We start from the raw sequence: 21,101 nt of genomic DNA on the forward strand, positions 1-21,101 counted from the left end.
ATGTTGAATATGAAGGGATGACATCCAAGAGAGGTGAATCCGTATGAATCGATTGATCGCCAACAGAGGATTGCTCCAGATTTTCTTCGCTCTGCAACTGGTCGTCGGCATCATGTTCATATTCAATTACATCGTGTACAAGAATTCCATTACGGGAATTTACGACAAGGTGAGCGAGAACAACCGGATGGTGATCAGAAACATTATTCAGTCGTTTGATACCAGTTTCTCCTCCGTCAACAATTTAATTTTTAACATTCATGCGCTTCCTTCAGACCGGATGCAATTGGATAACGGCATGCTGGACATGGAGAAGGTCATTTCCCTTCAGGATAGCGTCACCAGCATAGTGTCCAATGTGGACATCGTGGAAGATGTGGTCGTCTCTTTCGACAATCATGATTTGGCCATTACGACACGCGGGACCAGCAATCTGGACGCTCTGTTTGACAGACGGTACAAATCCCAGAAGTTCAACTCGATGTTCTGGAAGACGTTTACCCGATCGGAGCACGAGCTTACGATCTTTCCAGCAGAGGTTTATGCGGATCAGAGCAGCGGGTATGGCCGGAATTTGATGATTGCCGTGGACGGCAACAAGGTCAGGATGTCGAACAAAAACCTCATGGTCATGATCAACGTGAACCGGCTGCTTAAAGGGATCGATTTGAACTCGATGATTCCCGGTGCCTCGCTCATCGTGCTGGATGCGAACCGGAACGTCATCTTGAGCACCGAGAAGGATCTGGATTTGGTAGGCATTCTGAACGACGTATACTTTAACCCGTCGCAGGAAGCCTCCCTCACACACGATGATTTTGAGTACAATTTTTACAAATCGGATTATAACGGTTTTATTTATATCAACAAGCTGCCTTACAAGTTTCAAAATATCGATTCCGTCACCAATGCCAATACGTGGATCATGTACGGCGCGATTGCGTTAAACGTCATTCTGTCGGTGCTGCTCAGCATTTATCTGTACCGGCCGGTGAAGAACATCGTGCAACTGCTCGGAGGCAGTTCGCTGAAAGGGAATGATTTTGTAAAAATCCAGAGCGGCATCATCAAGGTCCAGCGGGAGAATGAATCCCTGAAGAAGCAGATGGACCTGGTGGATGAAGATATTCGCCGCGGCGTGTTTCTGCAAACGCTGGACGGCCATCACCATTCACGAGAGCAGGAAATGCAGATGCAGAAGCATTACACGCATTTTTTCCAGTGTCGGCATTTCATGATGGCGGCCGTGTATTTGCAGCCTGCCGGCAAGGGGGCAGCCAAGGCGGATTTTGTCCTGGAAGAGTTGACGGCCCAGATCCGAAACGGCCTGCAGGAACGCTATGAACATGTGGTGGTTTATCATATCGAAGAGCTGAGATTCCTCGCGCTCATCGGTTTGGATCAGCCGTCGGACCGCAAGCAGCTGGTATGGAAATTTAAAGAGTATATCGGCCTGTGCAACCAGGACTTTACAGATACGTTTATGGTGTGGGGCTGCGTTAGCCAGACGTATGAATCCAAGATCAGCAATTGTTGCGAGGCATACCGGAACATTAAGGATGGCCGATTATACCGGAATGTGAATGCGGACACGGATATGGTTGATACGGAGCAAATCCGTTACGTCCCGGATATTTATTATCCGCTTCAGAAGATTGAGAAGCTGAGCAACTGCATGCTGAGCGGCAAGGTGGATGAAGGACTGCAGATTGTGAGTGACATTTTTCAGCAGAATGCGGACCTTCATATTCATCATCATCAGATGGTGCACATTGCGAAGAGCATGTTCTTTCTTGTCATGAAGCAGGCGGATTCGCCGTCCGTTGATCGCAATGAGCTGTTTTTGCTGGAGAGTGATTTCATCCGCAAGGTTGATCAAGCCTTTACCTATGAAGAGATCCAGAAGGCGCTAATGGAAGTGATGCGCGTGGTGGCCAATACGCGAAACCATGATCCGCGGAGCAAGCTGAACCCCGCCTTCATCTCGCAATATATCGAACTGCATTATATGGAGAATTTGTATTTGGACCATATGGCCGAAGTGCTGGATACCAGCTCGAAATATTTCTCGAATTATTTCAAGAAGACTTTCGGCGTGAATTATGTGGAGTATTTGAACAAGGTCCGACTATCGCACGCACGTGAATATCTCCGGAACACGGATCTCAGCATTGCCGAAATCGGAGAGAAGACGGGGTATTCGAACTCTTCCACATTTACGACAACGTTTAAGAAGTATAGCGGCGTCTCGCCGAGCGAATATCGGAAAGCATCGGGAAAATAAGGTGGAGCAGGAGGGTTCATATTGAAGGCTGTTGCCACGATTCATGGAAAAGTGATCGTTGATCAAATCGAGAAGCCGGCCGGATTGCCGGCAGGCCATGTGCTGATTCGTACCGAATACTCGGCGGTCAGCCCGGGCACGGAGATGATCTTTATACGAAGAGCATCGGATCAAAAAGTCATTATGGGTTACAGCGCCGTGGGGATCGTCGAAGACTTGGGAGAAGGCGTGAAGGGACTTGCCGTCGGTCAACGGGTGGCCTGTTATGGGGCTCCTTACGTCCGTCATGCCCAGTGGCTTACGGTGCCTTCCAATCTAACGGCGATTGTACCTGATGGAGTGGACCCGCAGGAAGCGGCATTTGCGGGACTGGGAGCGATTGCGATCCATGCCCTGCGGGTTGCGAATCTGCGCTTCGGCGAATCGGCCGTGGTGGTCGGGCTTGGCATCCTGGGGCAGATGATTGCCCAGATCGCTCACGCGGCGGCTTGCCCCGTTGCGGGATTTGATCTGAATCCGGAGCGAGTCCAGGGATTGAAACGGCATATTCCTTATGCCTATGACAATCAGGAGCAGCTTGAGCAGCAGATTCAGCGAATGACCGGTGGTCATGGAGCCGACAGCGTTATTCTGTGTGCAAGTGGCCCCGGGGAAGAACTCATTAACTCTTCGATGACATGGATTAGGGATAAGGGGAAAATCGTCATTGTCGGCGATTTGTCCATGACGTACGCGCGGGACCGGATGTTTGGCAAGGAGGCGCAGGTGCTCATTTCGCGAGCAGGCGGTCCGGGCCGGTATGACGCAAGTTATGAGCTCCGCAATACGGATTACCCGATCGGCTTTGTGCGCTGGACGGAAGGCCGCAACATCGCGGAATATATTCGTTTGTTGGCCGAAGGGAGAATCTCGGTCAAACCGCTGATTTCGCATGTGGTCCCCGTGGATGAAGCGGGCAAGGCTTATGAGCGGTACGGTCCCGGGTCAACGACCCTGGGGACGATATTTAACTACGCGGACAACGCGTGAATTCCGGGAATGGGATTCCCGGTAGAGGAACGAGAAGAGGAATCGTTATAGCTGTCTTTCCGAGCAGTGATGCCACTGCAGAAAGACGGCTTTTTGCGTGCGACGGGATCCGATCTGCCAAACTATTAATTTACAATAATATACAATTAAATTATACTAGTAGTAGATATGGATAATTTATCATTTTATATAGAGATATTTACATATCTAATCTTCTTAGGATTTATACATATAAGCAGCATTCCTCGTTTCCATCGATTTTGGAAGGGTGGTGGTTTATTCGAAACCGTTTTACCAAACTGTAGCGGTAATGGCTTTCCAATTCGAAAAACAAAGGAGCGAAGCGTGATGAAAGTATTCCGAAATTCGATCATCCGTAAGTCGGCTGTGTTGTTCTGTGCTGTTCTACTGATCTTGCCAGCCGGATTGTCTCTGGCGGCCAACAAGCCGTTTCCCCAGCATACATCTTATACGAGCGGTTCGATTAAACCAAACAATGTGACGCAGTCAGCGATGGACAGTGCGGTCAAGAACAAATGGAACAGCTGGAAAGGGTCTTTCCTGAAGCCTGCAGCAACAGGGCAATATTACGTAAAATACAATTCGGCGGGTGAGACAGTGTCCGAGGCTCATGGCTACGGGATGCTCTTCACCGTTCTGATGGCGGGATACGACAGTAATGCCCAGTCGTATTTCGACGGACTTTATCGATATTATAAGGCGCATCCGAGTAATAACAATCCATATCTGATGGCTTGGAAGCAAAACAGCAGCTTTCAGAATATAGGGGGAGCCAATTCGGCAACGGACGGCGATATGGACATTGCTTACGCACTCCTGCTTGCGGACAAGCAGTGGGGAAGCAGCGGATCGATTAATTACCTCCAGGCAGCTAAGGATATTATCAATGCTATCATGAGCAGTGACGTTAATCAGTCCCAGTGGACGCTGCGCTTAGGCGATTGGGCAACAAGCGGCATCTTCGACACAGCCACGCGGCCATCGGATTTCATGCTGAACCATATGAAGGCATTCCGTGCGGCTACTGGCGATGTCCGTTGGGATAATGTCATTAACAAAACCTATACCATCATCAACTCCATCTATAATGGCTACAGCTCCAATACTGGCTTGCTTCCGGATTTCGTAGTCAAGTCGGGCAGCAATTATCAGCCTGCGGAAGGGGGATTCCTGGAAGGGGCGAATGATGGAAAATACTATTACAATTCATCCCGGACTCCTTGGCGGATTACGACTGACTATCTGATGACCGGTGATACGCGTGCGCTGAATCAATTGAACAAGATGAACACGTTCATTAAATCAGCCACAAGCAGCAATCCTGCCAACATCAAGGCAGGGTATAACCTGAACGGCACCGCGCTGGTAACTTATAATAGTGGGGCGTTCTATGCTCCTTTTGGCGTAAGTGCGATGACTTCGTCCAGCCACCAGAGCTGGCTGAATTCGGTATGGAGTTACACGGCGAATGCATCCGCAGAGGGATATTATGAGGAAAGCATCAAGCTGTTCTCGATGATCGTGATGTCGGGGAACTGGTGGACATATTAAACATCACGCCCTTTAAGTTTAAGGAATCATAAAATAAAACCCTGATCCGTTACGGATCAGGTTTTTTTAGTTTTTCCTACCAATAATTGATTTATAGTAAAAAATAATAAGGATTTGCATTGATATTTCACATAGAGCAATGTTAATATCTTATTAAATGTAAAATAATTTATATTAATATGAATTAAATTCAGGCTGATGGCTTAACTAAGGGCATTGACATCTTGGTTTTTCTTTTTGTGAAAGGGTTTACAAGAATGAAATCGGGAACGAAGGGAGAATCGTATGCACAAGAGCATGGTGCGTAAGATGGCTGTGGCAGGGATAGCGGCAGTTTTACTGGTTGGAGGTTTAGGCTCTGCAGGTCAAGGACCTTCGGCGAGCGGTCCGGAGGTAAACGCGGAGGCAGCGCCGCTAAAGAAGGGGGAGAAGGCGCCTATATTCCGAGAGGCATCCGTTCATGATCCGTCCGTCATTAAAACAGGGGATACATACTATGTGTTCGGTTCCCACCTGGCCGCCGCCAAATCGAAGGACCTGATGAGCTGGGGCATGGTGGCGTCGGGGGTCTCGAATGGCAACCCGCTGATTCCGAACGTGACGGAGGAATTGAAGGAAACGCTGGAATGGGCACAGAGTGATACCTTGTGGGCAGCCGATGTGATTCAGCTGGCAGACGGCAAATTCTATATGTACTATAACGCCTGTAAAGGGGATTCTCCGCGATCTGCCATGGGGATTGCGGTTGCAGATCAGATTGAGGGGCCTTATAAGGATACGGGCATTATTCTGAAATCCGGCATGTGGGACGAGATCAGTGAGGATGGAACCATCTATGATGCAACGAAGCACCCGAATGTGGTGGATCCGGATGTGTTCTTTGATAAGAACGGCAAGCTGTGGATGGTATACGGCTCCTATTCCGGCGGGATTTTTATCATGGAGCTGGATCCGAAGACCGGAAAACCGCTGCCTGGGCAGGGATACGGCAAGAAGCTGCTCGGCGGCAACCACAGCCGGATTGAAGGGCCGTACATGCTCTACAACCCGGTGACGGATTATTATTATCTGTATCTGTCCTATGGCGGATTGGATGCGGTTGGCGGCTACAATATGCGGGTCGTCCGCTCCAAAAATCCGGACGGTCCTTTCTACGATGCGGAGGGTAACGATATGAGAGAGGTGAAGGCGGATCCTTCCCTTCCGCTCTTTGATGACCGGTCGATTGAGCCGTATGGCGTGAAGCTGATGGGGAACTATTTGTTTAAGCGCTTGATCGGCGATCCGGGAACGGGAATTGGCACGGGGGCCGTATCGCCGGGCCATAACTCCGTCTATTACGATGAACGGAGTGGAAGAACATTCCTTATTTTTCACAGCCGCTTCCCGCAGCGGGGGGAAGAGCATGAAATCCGGGTGCATGAATTGTATATGAACCAGGACGGCTGGCCGGTATCCGCTCCATACCGCTATGCGGGTGAAGAAGCCAAGGAATCCAAGAAAATCACGCCGAATGATGCGGCAGGAGACTACAAGCTGATTCAACACGGAAAAGATATTTCGTCCGTCATCAAAGAATCGGTGCCAATGGAGCTTCATAAGAACGGCAAAGTTACGGGCGAAGCAGAAGGCACATGGAAGATCAGCGGAAAGCGGGATGTGTTGCTTACCCTGGATGGAAAGAGTTATAAAGGCGTATTAACTCCGCAGTGGGATCCGGAAGCGAAGCGGCAGGCGATGACCTTTACGGCCCTCGCGGCCGATGGAACCGCCGTGTGGGGTGTTCGTCAGTTTGATCGGAGCGACAGGGAACTTGTGGATGCCGTGCAGAAGGACCTGTTCCTCGGGGATGTGAGCGGTGTGTTCTACGATCTTGATTTGCCGTCAGAGGCTTCCGGCGGTGCGGTCATTCGCTGGAGTTCCTCTCATCCCGAGGTTGTATCAGCCGAAGGTAAGGTCCATCGTCCTGCTGCCGGGGCCGGGGACGCGAAGGTGACGCTGACCGCTCAGATAACGAAGGGTAAAGTGAAGACTTCCAAAGCCTTTGACGTGACCGTGCTGCAGCAGTCGGCAGGGCCGTTGCTGCTGAATTATCCATTCAGTGAGAATGAGGGTGGCTCGGTATTAGACAGCTCGGATAATGGATTTCACGGCAAGGTCCTTGGAGGGGCCCAGTGGAATGAGAAGAGCCGGCAGAGAGGCGGAATGGACTTTGGCGGGACAGACGGCTACATTGAGCTGCCGAGTCGGGTTACGGATACAGAGGACTTTACCTTTGCGGCTTGGGTATATTGGAAGGGTGGAGCGCCCTGGCAGCGAGTGCTGGACGTAGGGAATGGACTTGCCAGGCATATGTTTCTGACACCATCCCAGCATTCGGGCGTTCTTCAATTCACGCTGCATGGCAGTGAGGGAGACCAGAGTCTCTTGTCAAAGGCACCGCTGCCGAGCCATGAATGGACGCATGTTGCGGTCACGCTGCAAGGGAATACCGGTAAGCTGTACGTGAACGGTCAAGTCGTTGCATCTGGTGATCATATGAAACTGAATCCGAATGAACTACTGGCAACGGAAGCTTATTTAGGTAAAAGCCGTTTTGCGGCCGATCCTTATTTTAACGGGAGCTTGGATGAGGTGCGGATTTATAACGAGGCGCTAACCGACAGCGAAATCAAGAAGCTGGCGGAATGACTTACACAGTGCAATCATGAGTTATGGGTTTTGAGTTTTGCGTGCAGACTACCGTCTGCACGCTTTTTTGTATTGGCGTTTAAAATAACGGTTGACAGAAGGGTGTATATCAGATATCTTAATATTAAGTTAAGTGACTATATAAAAGTTAGTTGGTTGAAAGGAGTAAGTTTAAAGTGTTTAAACGTTAGCGAAGATGAAGCAGGTTAATCATTCTATATGTATATATCTTTAAATTAAGATATCGATGAATGGTATCGATGAATTTCTATAAATAATAAAAATGAATATGGAGGCGTATAAAATGGCTATAGATATTGGATTGTTGTTACTTCGTTTGGTGGTTGGGTTGTCGTTCATGGCGCACGGTGCACAGAAGCTGTTTGGATGGTTTGGCGGTTACGGGCCGAAGGGGACAGGCGGCTGGATGGAATCGGTTGGCATTAAGCCTGGTGTCGCAATTGCGGTGTTGTCAGGTCTGATGGAACTGGTTGGCGGGCTGTTGTTTGCTGCCGGATTTCTCACGGTGCTTGGCGCAGCGCTGATCACGCTAACGATGCTGGGTGCAATTGTGAAGGTGCATGGCCGGAACGGGTATTGGTCTACAGCGAATGGATATGAGTATAATCTGCTGTTGATCGCAGTCGCAGTTGGACTGGCACTCACGGGTGCAGGTGCATATTCACTGGATGCGGTAATCTTTAACTAATCGATAATGGGGGCGCGCAGATATGAGTGATCTGACAACATTAATTAAGAGCCGGAGATCGGCTAATCTGTTTATGGAAGGGATTGAAATCCCGGATAAGGATTTGAATGATATATTTAATGAAGTTAAATATGCACCTTCGGCTTTTAATTTGCAGCATACACACTATGTTGTAGTTAAGGATCCCGATATCAAGCACAAAGTTTATGAAGCCGCCAACAAGCAGCATAAGATACTCACTGCATCGGCCGTTGTCGTTGTGCTGGGGAATAAGCAGGCCTACCGGGAAATCGGGAAAATGAACGAGGGCTTTCTAAATTTGGGCGTGATCGACAAGCTCGAATATGACATGACGGTTGAATCCGTCACGAACTTTTATGAAGCGGGTGGAGAATCCTTTATGAGGGATGAAGCCATTCGCAATGCCAGTCTATCCGCGATGCTGATGATGATGGTGGCCAAGGACAAGGGGTGGGATACCTGTCCGATGATCGGTTTTGATCCCGTGGCTCTGCAGAAGGAACTGGATATCCCTGATGCTTATGTGCCTGCCATGCTGATCGCGATCGGCAAGGAAGATGCAAGAAAGCCACGTCCCCGGGGTTACCGCAAGCCCGTACTGGAATTTGTAAGCTATAATCAATTTTAAATGATGCATGATATGAGAGGGAGCTCCCGCTGCAGGTCTTTAGATCTGACGGGAGCTTTTTTTCATCCGCTTTGATAAACATTCCTCTCCGTTTTGACGATGATGAATATAAAGAGATCGGTGCAGCGCCAATCCTAAATACGAGTGTATTCATTATATATGGGGGTGAACGAAATGAAGACGAGGAAGCGGGCGTATCAGCGATTCGGACAGATCATAGTGCTGGCTGTCATGACAATTATGTTACTGGTGGCATGCACGAAGGAGGTACCGGGATCCATACCGCAAAATAGATCGACTGCCGCGGAGCCGAGCGCAGGAGAAGCTGGGAATCCATCGGAAATGCCGGCAGCGGCAACGGTAAGCTCGCGTACGGCATTCCAGCCGGAAGATCAAAGAAATCACCAGGTTAAGCAAGAAGCGGAGTCGCCAGAAGGGGAGTCCAATTATGACCCGATTGAAGCAGTTCTCAATATGTATGAGGCGCTTCAGGCTAACGATTCTACATTATATTTCCGTTATGCTGACATTCCGAGCGTTCGTATGTCCCCCGCCAAGCTGAAGGTGTTATTCGAAGAGGCTGGCAAGCGTGAAGTGAGACCGGAACGGTTCAAGCTTTTTGATAGAGAAGGGCTGGATCGGGAGAGCCGTCAGATGTTAGCTCTTACGTACGGCAGCCAAGCCGAAATTGTGCTGGAAGAGCTTAGTCAGGGCGATCATAACCTGTGGTTTGTGACGGCGTTTACGGATGGACTTAAAGTGGTAGAGCAATCCACGGTCTATCCCGGAGCCTACGAGCTTGGAAGAGAGGCGACAATGGAAGAACTTATCGCGATAGAGATCCAGCATACGGCTGAAGATAGGGAATTTCTTGCGGCAAAAGCGAAGCAGCCTGTATGGAACCCGGTGCAGACCGTTTCCTTACTGTACCAGGCAGCGCAGGCGGAGGATGCAGAAACCTTTTATGAGATGTCCGGTGGGGGCGAGGGATACTTTTCGGGTCAGTACGCCCGGGACATGGTGGAATTTACGGAATGGATGAAATCTTTTGAAAGCGTGCAGCATATTTCAATCGAATCGGTTCCGCCGGAGAATATGGCCGGGAGTTATAGAGAAGAATATAATAAAAGCTTTGGCGACACATGGCAATTCATTGTGGCTTGGGACCCAAAGCATGAAGCAGGCTACCAAGGGACATACTGGATTATGGCGCCTAGCGAAGACGGAATTCAATATGTGGTAAAGCAGACGCTTACCGCCAATCTGGAATCTTTTTTCAAGTGAGGAATGGAATACATACATAGCGAAGACAAATATAGCAGCGCCGCTCATGAAGTGAACGATGACCAAATCGGGTCACAGTTCAAGAGCAGGGCTGCTATATTATCGTCAATGGGCTTGGTTAAATTACGGCTGAAGATTTTGGAGCATATCCATCGTTTCGTTTATTTTAGTAATGGTTTGAACGATGTTGGAATTCTGGAAGTCGGTCACTCCGTTTTGAATTTGATCCATGTAGCCGTTGATGTCAGTCAGCAGCGTGTCATTTAAACCGACCAGCTGTTCATGGATGTTCTGCGCAAAAGCAGGGGCTTCAATGCCGTTAAACTCCGAGATCCGGGTTTTCATCGCTTCGAGTTCCTTGGTCAGCGTTTCCTTGGCATCTGTATTCGTAGCGGCTTGTTGGGCAAGCTCCGGAATAGACTCGGCAAATTGAGATGTTTCATTAATAAACGTGGTAGCTTCTTTTGTATAATCCAAAGAATTGTTCACGCTGTCCACCAAGGAGCAGCCGGAAAGAACTCCCAGTACAAGTGAAATCAACAATAATCTTTTGATCATTCTCATCCTCCTGTCGTCTAAACGCAGTTCTTATACGTTGTATACGTATGGCCAGGAGAATGGTTGTATTTTTTTCGCGGATTAATATTTCCCCAGCAGCCAGCGAATAAGCTCAATCAAACCCGCCAGGATGCCGCCGGACCAGGGGCTTTCGACTGAAGGAGCGGGCTGCTCGGGCTGGATGCCTTTCCCCAGCGAAGTCACGTCAACGGAAGAGGAGGAACCGGTATTTCCGCATAGATGGGGCTTGAGCTTCTGCCCGTTTTTGTCGGCGAACACGATATATTCCTTGCCTGTTTCAAAGGATTCCCAGCCATTGGAATAAAGGGTGACGGTAGGGGAATCAGAATCTCCTTTCCACCATTCGGCAACCTGAAATACATAGCTGCTTTTGGATATATCGGCTTTAGGGTTGGACGAGGCCAACGTGCCCCTGAATACCGCATCCGAGGTTTTTAATTCTTCGGTAACCTTTCGAGGCTCCGCGCATGACAATGCGGATGCCGTGGAGTGATCTGCGCCTAGCCATAATCCGACAGTAAGGGAAAGAGCGATCATGGCGAGAAACCCTTTATTCATATCGACGCCTCCTTTCGGGATGATTATGTATTTAGACGAGGAGGGTTTCACCATTGTTGCAGCGTTACTTGGAAATAAATTCGACGCAAAATGGCTCCGAGGAGGATTAAGTATTGAATTCTTAGTTTCTGCCAGAAGCGCAAATACCCCGCAAGCCAAAATGGCTGCGGAGCAGAATTGAACCTGGGCGCGCGTATCGCGGGTCGATTGCTTTTTTCACGATCATGATTAGCGTTCCAGCATGTGAGCGGGAATAGCAGTTAGATCTGCTTTGCTTCCAGCCGTTTGGCGATGATGGACAGAAGATAATTCAGCGTGAAGTACAGCAACGACGCAAAAACAAGGGCGGGAATAACATAGTCATAGCTGGAACCGCTAAGAATTTGTACGTTGCGCATCAGCTCAGGCAGCGAAATGATCACGGCGAGCGAGGTGTCTTTAATGAGCGAGATGAACTGGCTCACCATGGGCGGGGACATCCGGCGCAGCGCTAGCGGGAGAATCACGTGCCGCAGTGTCTGCATATAAGAGAGACCCGACGCCCGGGCCGCTTCGATCTGGCCTTTATCCACCGATACGAGGCCGCTGCGGACAATTTCGGCGATCATGGCTCCTTCAAAAATGCTCAGGCCGACGACAGCCGCCCAGAAAGTGGGGATTCGAATCCCGGTCTGCGGCAGAACCATGCCGATAAAGAAAATGATCAGCAGCAGCGGCAGATTGCGGATTATATCCACCAAAAAGGCCGTTGTCCTCGACAGGAAGGGCGTTTTCGTATATCTCACGGTCCCGAGCACGGTTCCAATGATGAAGCTGAACACAATGGATAAGCCGGCAACCTGCACCGTGATCCAAAAGCCTTGAAGGAGATATCGCAGATTCGGCCAGGAGTACGCACCGATAAAATCCATCTCATGCCACCTCCTGTTTATTGGGCAAACTTGCGTTTAACGTCAATTGCTTCTCGCAAAGCGGCGCTCCATATAATGGACGGCCAGGCTGAGCGGTATGGTCAGGAGCAGGTAGAACAGGGCTACAAACGTATAGACGGGAATGCCTTTGAAGGTGCTCAGGTTAATCAGATCGGCATAATACATCAGGTCGAGTCCGGCGATAACGCCGAGGACCGAAGAATTCTTAACCAAATTGATCAATTGGTTGCCGATGGCCGGCAGTACGATTTTGATCGCCTGCGGAAGTATGATGTAGCGCATATTCTGGATATAACTCAGCCCGGAAGAGCGGGCCGCCTCCGACTGTCCGGAGGGCACCGCTTGAATCCCCGCCCGAATGGCTTCGGCAATGAAAGCAGCCGTGTACACCATCAGCCCAAGCGTACCCGAAGTAAACGGGTCAACCGGTATGCCGAGAGAGGGCAGGCCCAGGAAAAAGAAAAAGACAACCACCAGGAGTGGAATGTTGCGGATAAACTCTACATAGATGGCGCCAATGGCTTTCAGTATGCGGAATGGGGCAATCCGCAGGATCGCGATCAAGGTGCCTAGCACCAAGCTGCCGATCAGCCCAAGCAGGCTGGCGAGAATGGTCTGGCCCAGGCCAGCCATAAATTGATCCCAATGCTGGACCAGGATGTTAAAATCCCACAAGGTCAAAATGCCTCACCTCCAATGGGGGATGATGATCGGGTGGCCGGTCAAAAGAAGCCAGGCAGTTCCGCCCCGCAAAAGGGAGGAACCTGATTGGAGCCATGATGCCTTAGGACCGGCCCGACCATTACATGCTTGCGGTTATTCCGGTTTCACGCCCATCCATTGCTCATACAATTTGTCGTATTCGCCGCTATCCTTCAGCTCCTTCAACAGCTCATTGACGGTTTTCACAAACTCCGGATTCCCTTTTTTGATGGCCATGCCGTATGGTTCATCCGTAAAGTTTCCGCCGACCAGCTCGAAGCTGGGGTCCTGCTGCTGCATACCGAGGAGGATGGAATTGTCGGTGGTCAGGGCATCGCCCTGTCCCGCCTTGAGTGCGGTGAAGGCGTCCTGATAATTCTCGAATTCGAGAATGACGGCGTCGGGCGCTTTCTCACGGATATTTTGCGCAGAGGTAGAGCCCTTTACCGTGAGCACCTTCGTATCCTTGTTTAAGCTTTCCAGACCCGTGATCGGGCTGCCCTTCTTCACCAGCAGGGATTGGCCGGCTTCAAAATACACATCGCTGAAGTCCACCTGCTCCTTGCGCTCTTCTGTTATGGTCATCGTGGCGATAATGATGTCGATGTCCCCGTTCTTCAGCATGTCGATCCGGGTTTTGGAGGTAACCTCCTTCAGCTCGACCTTGGTCTCGTCACCGAGAATCTTTTTGGCCAGCGCTTTGGCGATGTCGATATCGAAGCCCTCTACATTGCCGGTGGCAGGGTCCTGCAATCCGAACAGCTTCGTATCATATTTCACGCCAGCTACAAGCTTGCCGCGTTTTTTGATCGCCTCGAGGGTATCCGTATTGCCGGAACCCCCGCACCCTGATGCGACCAGCATCATCACTAACACCAGAAGGGCCGCACTCCACCTGAAAGGCCTTGTAAATCTTTTCTTCATACACCAGATCCCCCTTAAAGATATGAATTCTCTGAACAAGCAAACTCCTAACGGCGCGTTGTCCGAGCGTGGACTCCTTGTCTCTTGCGGCAGCCATCATGACAATCCTAAAAAGCAAGCGGCAATTCCTTTTCCACCCCTACGAACCAAGTCCAGGTTAGTGATGCAGCAGGCGGCTCAGGAACGCCCGTGCTCTCTCTTCCCGCGGCTGATTGAAAAAATCGGAGGCGGGTGTATCCTCGATAATCCGGCCTTCATCCATAAAGACGATTCGATCTGCGGCTTCGCGGGCGAAACCCATCTCATGGGTAACCACGGCCATAGTCATGCCTTGATGAGCGAGTGAACGCATGACATCCAGCACTTCGCCGATCATCTCCGGGTCGAGTGCGGACGTCGGTTCATCAAACAGCATAATCTTCGGATTCATGGTCAATCCGCGGGCAATCGCCACCCGCTGCTGCTGACCACCGGAGAGTTGGGAAGGATAGCTATCCGCTTTGTCCGCAATTCCGACTCGCTGCAGGTACGTCATCGCTTTTTCCGTCGCTTCCGCTTTGGACATCCCCAGCACCTTCATGGGTGCGAGAATGATGTTGTCGATCACCTTTTTGTGCGGGTACAGGTTGAAATGCTGGAAGACCATCCCGATATCCCGCCTAAATGTATTGATGTCGATCTTTCGGTTATGCAGCTTGACGCCATTCACGACAAGCTCGCCATCCGTAATGCTTTCGAGCCGATTGATACACCGCAGCAGCGTGCTTTTACCGGAGCCGGAAGGTCCAACGATGACAACGACTTCCCCCTGGGAAATGGTTAGGTCGATTTCTTTCAGAACATGGAAGGTTCCGAAAAATTTGTTGACGCGGCTAAATTCAATCAGTAGAAATCCCCTCCTATTCATTTCGAATTGGACGCTTGCATGCATGTAAGCTTGTGACCTGTCTTGGTGCCAGGCCCTTTTTACACTGGTATGGCAAAGGGAGCTTGTTCCATGCCACTTTTAGGAAAATTTAGTATCCAAGCGGTGGGGAGTGAGATATAATAGGGGGCGTATTCATATGAAGGAGGCCACATGGATAAACGTGCAAAAATAACTGAAATCGACCTGGTTCGGGGCTTTGCGATGATGGGCGTGCTGATGGTGCATGCGACGTCGTTCGCCACAGTTCAGATGCGCGGGGACGATTTTTTTGGCTTGTATAACTTCCTGAACATATTCTCGAAGGTTGGAACGACGACTTTCATATTTCTGAGCAGCTTTGTGCTGTTCTATAACTATTATCACCGCCCGTTCAAAGGCCGTGACTTGGCACGGTTCTTCAAGAACCGGCTGATGTATATTCTGGTACCGTATCTGCTGTTCTCGGTGTTATTCTTTACGGTGGCCTGGTATCATCGCGGGGGGGAGTCAAATCTGGCGGCAATGCTGGAAAGCTTCTGGCCCAAGCTGGCGACGGGGAAATCCTACACGCACTTATATTTCATCTTCATTAACATCCAGTTCTATCTGCTGTTCCCGCTCGTGCTGATGCTGCTGAAGCGATTCCGCGGCTTCGCGGCGGTCTGCGTGCTGGTCGGCATTGTACTGCAGTGGGTGTTCTATATCGGCAATGATGCCTGGTGGGACGTAACGAACCGGAACAGCTGGTCGCTGTCGTTTCTGTCGTATTATTTTCTCGGGGCATGGATCGGCATTTATTATGACCGGGTCAAGGATTGGCTGACTTCAGCGCAGCATGCCGCAAGACCGGCCCTGCGCAAGCTGGGCTGGGTCGCGCTCTGGGCGATATGGCTGGGGGCCGCCCTGGTGCATATCGGCCTGCGATACAATCAGCGGCTGCTAGGGACGGAATATCATCCGCTGCTCTACGATGCCTTCTGGAATGTGCATACGTTAACCACTGCCCTGGTCTTGCTCCAGGTCGCGCTGGTATTTGGGAATAAGAGGGTATGGTGGTTGAACGGATTCAGACGGCTCGGGGTGTATTCCTTCGGCGTTTATCTGGTGCATCCGCTGGTCCTGCTCTTCTACCGGGACTTTCCTCCGCAGACGGAGAATTCCTGGCTGATGCTGGCTTGGTATGCCGGCGGGCTCGTCTGCGCACTGGCGGTTTCGTATGTGGTGGTCTACAGCATTAGCCGTCTCGGGGGCTGGACCTGGATCTTTTTCGGCAAACTGCCGGGCAGCTTGTGGACGGGAAGATCACCAAATCCTCCTGTTCCGGCTCAGCCGGTTACGGAGGCATCATCGTAAGTTCGATAAAGTGGAAAAGGCGCAATCTTCGCTAAGAGGAGAGCGCCTTTTCTTTTTGCCCGAGTGGCGATATTTCAGAATGATTCCCTGATTTTCGGAATGAGGCTTATCATCTGGGATGTCATGCTATATTTGGTTTGATACTCGGTCTGTGGGTGGTACGAAGACGTTGCTAAGTACAGGTCAATTACATTCGTTACAGACATGAAAAGCGAGGGAGTGCCAATATGAAGGATAGCAGAGATTCCTTAGTAAACGGTTTCATAAAGGCGGACGGCAAGCGCATAGTTAATGGAGATGGTCAGGAAATTCTGCTGCAGGGAGTCGGGCTTGGCAGCTGGCTGCTGCCGGAAGGGTACATGTGGAAGATGCCGGAGCAAGGAGACCGACCTCGGCGCATCGAAGGCATGGTTAGGGACCTGATCGATGAGGAAAAGGCGGCGGCTTTTTGGGAAGCCTATTATGAGCTTTATATCGCGGAAGCCGATATCCGGCAGATCGCTGCCGAGGGCTTTAACTCCATCCGGGTGCCGATCAATGCCAGGTTTATGATGGCGGAAGGACAGCAGCCGCCTTTTGTATATCACGAAGGCCATTTGAAGCTCATCGATCGGGTGATCGATTGGTGCAGGACGTATTCGCTGTATGTTATTCTGGATTTGCATGGCGCGCCAGGCGGACAGACCGGCGCGAATATCGATGATTCCGAGCGGGATTTGCCAGAGCTGTTCACGGATCGGCTGAATGTGGAGCGAACCGTGGCGCTGTGGCGTATGCTGGCAGAACGCTATAAAGACGAGTGGATCGTGGCCGGTTACGACCTGCTTAACGAGCCGCTGCCTGACTGGTTCAGCGAGTATCATGATCGGGTGATGCCGCTGTATAGGGAAATCACCGCGGCTATACGCGAAGTGGACAAGCGCCATATGATCATTTTGGAAGGTGTCCACTGGTCAACGGACTGGAGCATTTTCGACGAGAAATTTGACGATAACCTGATGCTGCAGTTCCATAAGTACTGGAATAATCCCGACACGGAGAGCATTCAGAAGTATCTGGATCTTCGCGAAGAATGGAATGTGCCGATCTTCATGGGTGAAGGCGGCGAGAACAACCCGCAGTGGTATACGGGCGCATTCCGGTTGTTCGAGGATCATAACATATCCTGGAACTTCTGGACCTGGAAGAAGATGAACACTCAAAACTCGCCGTTCTCGATCCGCATGCCGGAAGGCTGGGAGAAGCTGACGGGTTACCTGGAAGGCGGAGAGAAGCCCTCTTCAGCCGAAGCGGAAGCGATTCTGGGCGAATATCTGGATCATCTTCCACTGGCAGCCTGCGATGCTTATCCGAACGTATCCCGGTCATTGCTGCGCCGGCTGCCCATTCAGATTCCGGCAGAGTTTTACGGATATCGGGGTGAGGGTGTCTCTTATCATATTGAGGCGAAGGCCAGTCAGGATATCGGGTTCCGGGTTCATGACGGTGTTCCGATGCGGATGATGACGGGCAAGGCGGAGAAACCAAGCTACGCTCCGGAAGGCGGCAAGCCATGGATAGAGGATAACCTGGTATGCGTGCAGCTCCGGGAGGGAGATTGGCTCGCTTATGCTGCGAATTGCGCTTCCGCAGACGTTTTTCATCTGGACATTCGGGGACGCATTCCCGAAGGGACGGTGGATTTGATGCTCCAGATCGGGGACCGGGAGCCTGAGCTTATCTCCTTGTCTGACTCTGACTCTGGCGAAGGACAGTGGGACATCCATAGGGTGGCTGAGGCTATGCCGATTGAGGAAGGCCCTGTGAATCTGGTGTTCATGGTAAATAAGGGCCGAATCGAGCTGGATTGGCTGGAATTTATTGAAGCGCGTATAAATTTATAAGGTGAAGGGAAGATAGAGCTATGACGAAACAAGCTGCAATATCAGAAGGGTTGTACCAATGGCTGGATGGCTCGGATCTGGAGTCGAAACAGCACGAAGCGATGATGCTATTGAGCGCAACGGAAGATGGATGGCCGCATACGGCCATGCTCAGCGTGGGGGAGGTTTTGGCCTTAGACCGCAACCGGCTACGACTTGCGTTATGGCAGGGGACGACTACGACTGGCAATCTTCTTCGGTCCGGACAGGGTACGTTGGTGGCGATTCATGATGGAGCGGCCCATTATGTTCGGCTGCGTCTTCAAGGGCTTCCCGATCTGCCGGATGCCCGGCATCCGCTGCAGCGTTTTGAGGCCGAGGCAGTGGCTGTTCGCGAAGATACCGCCAACTATGCGGATATTATTTCGGCCGTGAAGTTTCAACTGCACAACCCGGAGGAAGTCTTGCAGCGCTGGAAGGAAACGCTGGAGGAATTACGAAAGTAAACGTTTACGGCGTGAAAAACCTGCTCAAGATCTAGCTCCCGGCATATGCCGGGAGTTGTATATGCCTACTCATGCCTAATCGGAATGATGCCGAAGAAAATAACTTTAATTTTTCCGCAGAATCTTTTGCATTGGTATTTGCTATCGGCAGTAAAATGTGTTAAGATATGAATATCGAAATCGACCTGAATTCACATATTGTAGAGGGTTGTCATTTCTGGTAACCTTGTGCAATATGTGAATTTTTTTATTCCGTCTGCGAAGAAAAAAGGTCATGTAAATATATATCAAGGAGGATTCCCCCATGCAAACAGGAACTGTTAAATGGTTTAATGCTGAAAAGGGCTTTGGTTTCATCGAAGTTGAAGGCGGTAACGATGTATTCGTTCACTTCAGCGCGATCCAAGGCGACGGCTTCAAAACGCTTGACGAAGGCCAACGCGTTGAATTCAACATTGTTGAAGGAAACCGTGGACCACAAGCTGAGAACGTTGTTAAATTGTAATTACAATTGAAGACTGCCCTTAATGTGTGACATTAAGGGCAGTTTTCTTTTATACGGCGTTTCTATTTTCTAAGACGAGAATAAGGAGGAGCGTTCATGTATTCGCGTAAAAACTCGATGGAGAGTATTCCTGAAGAAATAACAGAAGTATGGGCATGCACGAAGGAAGACTGCAAAGGGTGGATGCGGGACGATTTTGCGTTCGACACGGAACCAGTATGCCATTTGTGTCAATCCCCTATGGTCAAAGAAACGAGAAGCCTGCCGCAGCTAGTTAATACCAATAAACAACAGAAATCTCTGGCTAAGGGGATTCAGATCGAGCGCAAATAGCAGCTAATACCTAGAGAAAGCGCTGGGCAAACACAAATTCTTCTTGAAGCTACCTTCGGATTTTATGGTAAATCCGTCTATTTCTGTTTCATTGGAAGGAGAATGGTTAGTAATATGTGTACCCTTTCGTTCTCATTCAGAATGATTTACAGCATAAGGGACGCAAAATTCAAAGGAGTGAAATGTATTGAACACGCAAACCGAGGTACTGAAGCGAAACATTGACAACATGATCAGCCAGGATAACCAAGGCGGCTTGAACGATCAGGAGAAATTCATCATGCAAAAGCTGATGCGTGAGAAATACCAACAGGAACACGAAAGCAAACAGGAACAACGTGAGGAAGACAAAGGGGAATAACTGGGGAACCGTTTGATATACTTGAGGATATAAACGATAAACGTCGCCGCGTCGATCCAAGGGATCGCTTGTGGCGAACAATCGATAGCAAGAGGGAAGGCATGAATGGCAGCTATGGAGGCTGCTGTTCATGCCTTTTTTTGTGCCAGGAATGAGCACGCACAGGGCGCAATATTTCGTTTTTAGGATGCATTTTTTCGTAAATGCCGAAGCCTACCCGAAAAATGAGCCCCTTGAAACGAAATCTGAAACCTTTCGTGCAGAGAAAGGACGATCTACAATATAAACATAGAGAATGTAAAGGTTTTCAAAATGATAGGATCAACTTGGAGGTCATAACCATGCAAAATCAACTTCATGCCGATGTTTCCGAAACCGGTGTCGGTCCCGCAATGGAGCCTTCTGTACAGAAGAAGCTTGACAGAAAAAGATGGCTCAGAAAGCTCTATGGCCAACGACATCTTCAAATTATGGCGCTGCTCGGCGTTGCGTGGATGATCATCTTTAACTACATTCCGATGTACGGTGTCATCATTGCATTTAAAGAATTCAATATCGTGAAGTCCATCGGCGAAGCTCCATGGGTTGGATTTGAGCATTTCAAGGAGTTTTTCTCAGACGAGGACTTTACGAACGTGATGCGGAACACGCTCGGGATCAGCTTGCTGAAGCTGTTTATCGGATTTCCGCTTCCGATCATTTTTGCACTCTTTCTGAACGAGATCCGGTCCGTTCGCTACAAGAGGACCATTCAGACGATTTCTTATTTGCCTCACTTCTTGTCATGGGTCATTCTGGGCGGCATTCTGATGACCTGGCTTGCGGATATCGGGATTATCAACAATCTATTGCTGGCTCTGCATATTATCGATGAGCCGATCACCTATCTGGCCGAACCGAAATACTTCTGGGGAATTATTATTACTTCGGATATATGGAAGGAGCTTGGGTGGTCCGCGATTATCTATCTGGCGGCCATTGCCAGCATTTCGCCTGAAATGTACGAGGCGTCGACGATTGATGGCGCAGGTCGGTTTCAGAAGATGTGGTACATCACCCTTCCCAGTATCAAATCGACCATATCCATTCTCTTCATTCTTGCGGTTGGTGGTGTGCTGAACTCCAACTTCGATCAGATTTTGGTGCTCCGAAACACGCTGAACGAAAGCGCGAGCAACGTCATCGATATTTTCGTCTACCACACCGGGATGCAGAACGGACGATACTCCTACGCGCAAGCCGTTGCATTGTTTAAGTCCGTCATTGCGATTATCCTGCTGTTGATCGCGAACAAGGTGACCAAAAAACTGAACGACACATCACTATTCTAGCGAGACCAGCGAGAAGGGAGACGAATAATC

At 50.0% G+C, this 21,101-nt stretch carries 20 protein-coding genes; 14 read left to right on the forward strand and 6 right to left on the reverse strand.

The features are described from left to right. Positions 1-43: 43 nt before the first annotated feature. From MKY48_RS02820 to MKY48_RS02850, 7 genes are all read left to right on the forward strand, one after another. On the forward strand, positions 44-2,284 hold the full coding sequence (locus tag MKY48_RS02820; protein WP_339292257.1) for an AraC family transcriptional regulator: 2,241 nt from the start codon (positions 44-46) through the stop codon (positions 2,282-2,284). A gap of 21 nt (positions 2,285-2,305) precedes the next feature. After that, positions 2,306-3,313 carry a zinc-binding alcohol dehydrogenase gene (locus tag MKY48_RS02825; protein WP_339292258.1) on the forward strand — a complete coding sequence of 336 codons (1,008 nt, stop codon included), beginning with the start codon at positions 2,306-2,308 and terminating at the stop codon, positions 3,311-3,313. Positions 3,314-3,661: 348 nt separating this feature from the next. Then, positions 3,662-4,885, forward strand: a complete 1,224-nt coding sequence (locus tag MKY48_RS02830) for a glycosyl hydrolase family 8 (RefSeq protein ID WP_339292259.1) — start codon at positions 3,662-3,664, stop codon at positions 4,883-4,885. 285 nt (positions 4,886-5,170) lie between these two features. Continuing rightward, positions 5,171-7,576 (forward strand): LamG-like jellyroll fold domain-containing protein, encoded by a 2,406-nt coding sequence (locus tag MKY48_RS02835; RefSeq protein WP_339292260.1) that lies wholly within the window; start codon positions 5,171-5,173, stop codon positions 7,574-7,576. 304 nt (positions 7,577-7,880) lie between these two features. Then, positions 7,881-8,285 (forward strand): DoxX family protein, encoded by a 405-nt coding sequence (locus MKY48_RS02840; protein WP_339292261.1) that lies wholly within the window; start codon positions 7,881-7,883, stop codon positions 8,283-8,285. 22 nt (positions 8,286-8,307) lie between these two features. After that, complete coding sequence (locus MKY48_RS02845) at positions 8,308-8,934, forward strand: nitroreductase family protein (protein WP_213646390.1); 627 nt, start codon at positions 8,308-8,310, stop codon at positions 8,932-8,934. Positions 8,935-9,108: 174 nt separating this feature from the next. Next, the gene (locus MKY48_RS02850) at positions 9,109-10,218 is read left to right on the forward strand and encodes a hypothetical protein (RefSeq protein ID WP_339292262.1); all 1,110 of its coding nucleotides are present in this window, start codon (positions 9,109-9,111) and stop codon (positions 10,216-10,218) included. Positions 10,219-10,341: 123 nt separating this feature from the next. Here MKY48_RS02850 and MKY48_RS02855 read toward each other — a convergent pair whose 3' ends face one another. The 6 genes from MKY48_RS02855 to MKY48_RS02880 form a co-directional block, all read right to left on the reverse strand. Further along, positions 10,342-10,776, reverse strand: a complete 435-nt coding sequence (locus tag MKY48_RS02855) for a DUF6376 family protein (RefSeq protein WP_076322354.1) — start codon at positions 10,774-10,776, stop codon at positions 10,342-10,344. An 81-nt stretch (positions 10,777-10,857) separates the two neighbouring features. Then, the gene (locus tag MKY48_RS02860) at positions 10,858-11,355 is read right to left on the reverse strand and encodes a hypothetical protein (RefSeq protein ID WP_339292263.1); all 498 of its coding nucleotides are present in this window, start codon (positions 11,353-11,355) and stop codon (positions 10,858-10,860) included. A gap of 260 nt (positions 11,356-11,615) precedes the next feature. Beyond that, positions 11,616-12,266, reverse strand: a complete 651-nt coding sequence (locus tag MKY48_RS02865; protein ID WP_076322351.1) for an amino acid ABC transporter permease — start codon at positions 12,264-12,266, stop codon at positions 11,616-11,618. Positions 12,267-12,308: 42 nt separating this feature from the next. Then, positions 12,309-12,962 (reverse strand): amino acid ABC transporter permease, encoded by a 654-nt coding sequence (locus MKY48_RS02870; protein ID WP_179090632.1) that lies wholly within the window; start codon positions 12,960-12,962, stop codon positions 12,309-12,311. A gap of 141 nt (positions 12,963-13,103) precedes the next feature. Then, complete coding sequence (locus MKY48_RS02875; RefSeq protein WP_076322350.1) at positions 13,104-13,913, reverse strand: glutamate ABC transporter substrate-binding protein; 810 nt, start codon at positions 13,911-13,913, stop codon at positions 13,104-13,106. A gap of 157 nt (positions 13,914-14,070) precedes the next feature. Next, the gene (locus MKY48_RS02880) at positions 14,071-14,844 is read right to left on the reverse strand and encodes an amino acid ABC transporter ATP-binding protein (RefSeq protein ID WP_339292264.1); all 774 of its coding nucleotides are present in this window, start codon (positions 14,842-14,844) and stop codon (positions 14,071-14,073) included. A 147-nt stretch (positions 14,845-14,991) separates the two neighbouring features. Between MKY48_RS02880 and MKY48_RS02885 the strand changes: the two genes are divergently transcribed. The 7 genes from MKY48_RS02885 (at position 14,992) to MKY48_RS02915 (ending at position 21,071) form a co-directional block, all read left to right on the forward strand. Next, complete coding sequence (locus MKY48_RS02885) at positions 14,992-16,173, forward strand: acyltransferase (protein WP_339292265.1); 1,182 nt, start codon at positions 14,992-14,994, stop codon at positions 16,171-16,173. 227 nt (positions 16,174-16,400) lie between these two features. Then, positions 16,401-18,056 (forward strand): cellulase family glycosylhydrolase, encoded by a 1,656-nt coding sequence (locus MKY48_RS02890; RefSeq protein WP_339292266.1) that lies wholly within the window; start codon positions 16,401-16,403, stop codon positions 18,054-18,056. A 20-nt stretch (positions 18,057-18,076) separates the two neighbouring features. Continuing rightward, complete coding sequence (locus MKY48_RS02895; protein WP_339292267.1) at positions 18,077-18,541, forward strand: pyridoxamine 5'-phosphate oxidase family protein; 465 nt, start codon at positions 18,077-18,079, stop codon at positions 18,539-18,541. Positions 18,542-18,845: 304 nt separating this feature from the next. Next, the gene (cspD, locus tag MKY48_RS02900; RefSeq protein WP_006207896.1) at positions 18,846-19,046 is read left to right on the forward strand and encodes a cold-shock protein CspD; all 201 of its coding nucleotides are present in this window, start codon (positions 18,846-18,848) and stop codon (positions 19,044-19,046) included. Positions 19,047-19,142: 96 nt separating this feature from the next. Further along, positions 19,143-19,379 (forward strand): cold-shock protein, encoded by a 237-nt coding sequence (locus MKY48_RS02905; RefSeq protein ID WP_071222231.1) that lies wholly within the window; start codon positions 19,143-19,145, stop codon positions 19,377-19,379. Positions 19,380-19,566: 187 nt separating this feature from the next. Next, positions 19,567-19,740, forward strand: a complete 174-nt coding sequence (locus MKY48_RS02910) for a hypothetical protein (RefSeq protein ID WP_179090623.1) — start codon at positions 19,567-19,569, stop codon at positions 19,738-19,740. Positions 19,741-20,081: 341 nt separating this feature from the next. After that, positions 20,082-21,071: an ABC transporter permease subunit gene (locus tag MKY48_RS02915; protein WP_339292268.1), complete on the forward strand. Its 990-nt coding sequence runs from the start codon at positions 20,082-20,084 to the stop codon at positions 21,069-21,071. Positions 21,072-21,101 lie beyond the last annotated feature (30 nt).

Source organism: Paenibacillus sp. FSL W8-0187 (genome assembly GCF_037969755.1).
Taxonomy (GTDB): Bacteria; Bacillota; Bacilli; order Paenibacillales; family Paenibacillaceae; genus Paenibacillus_AQ.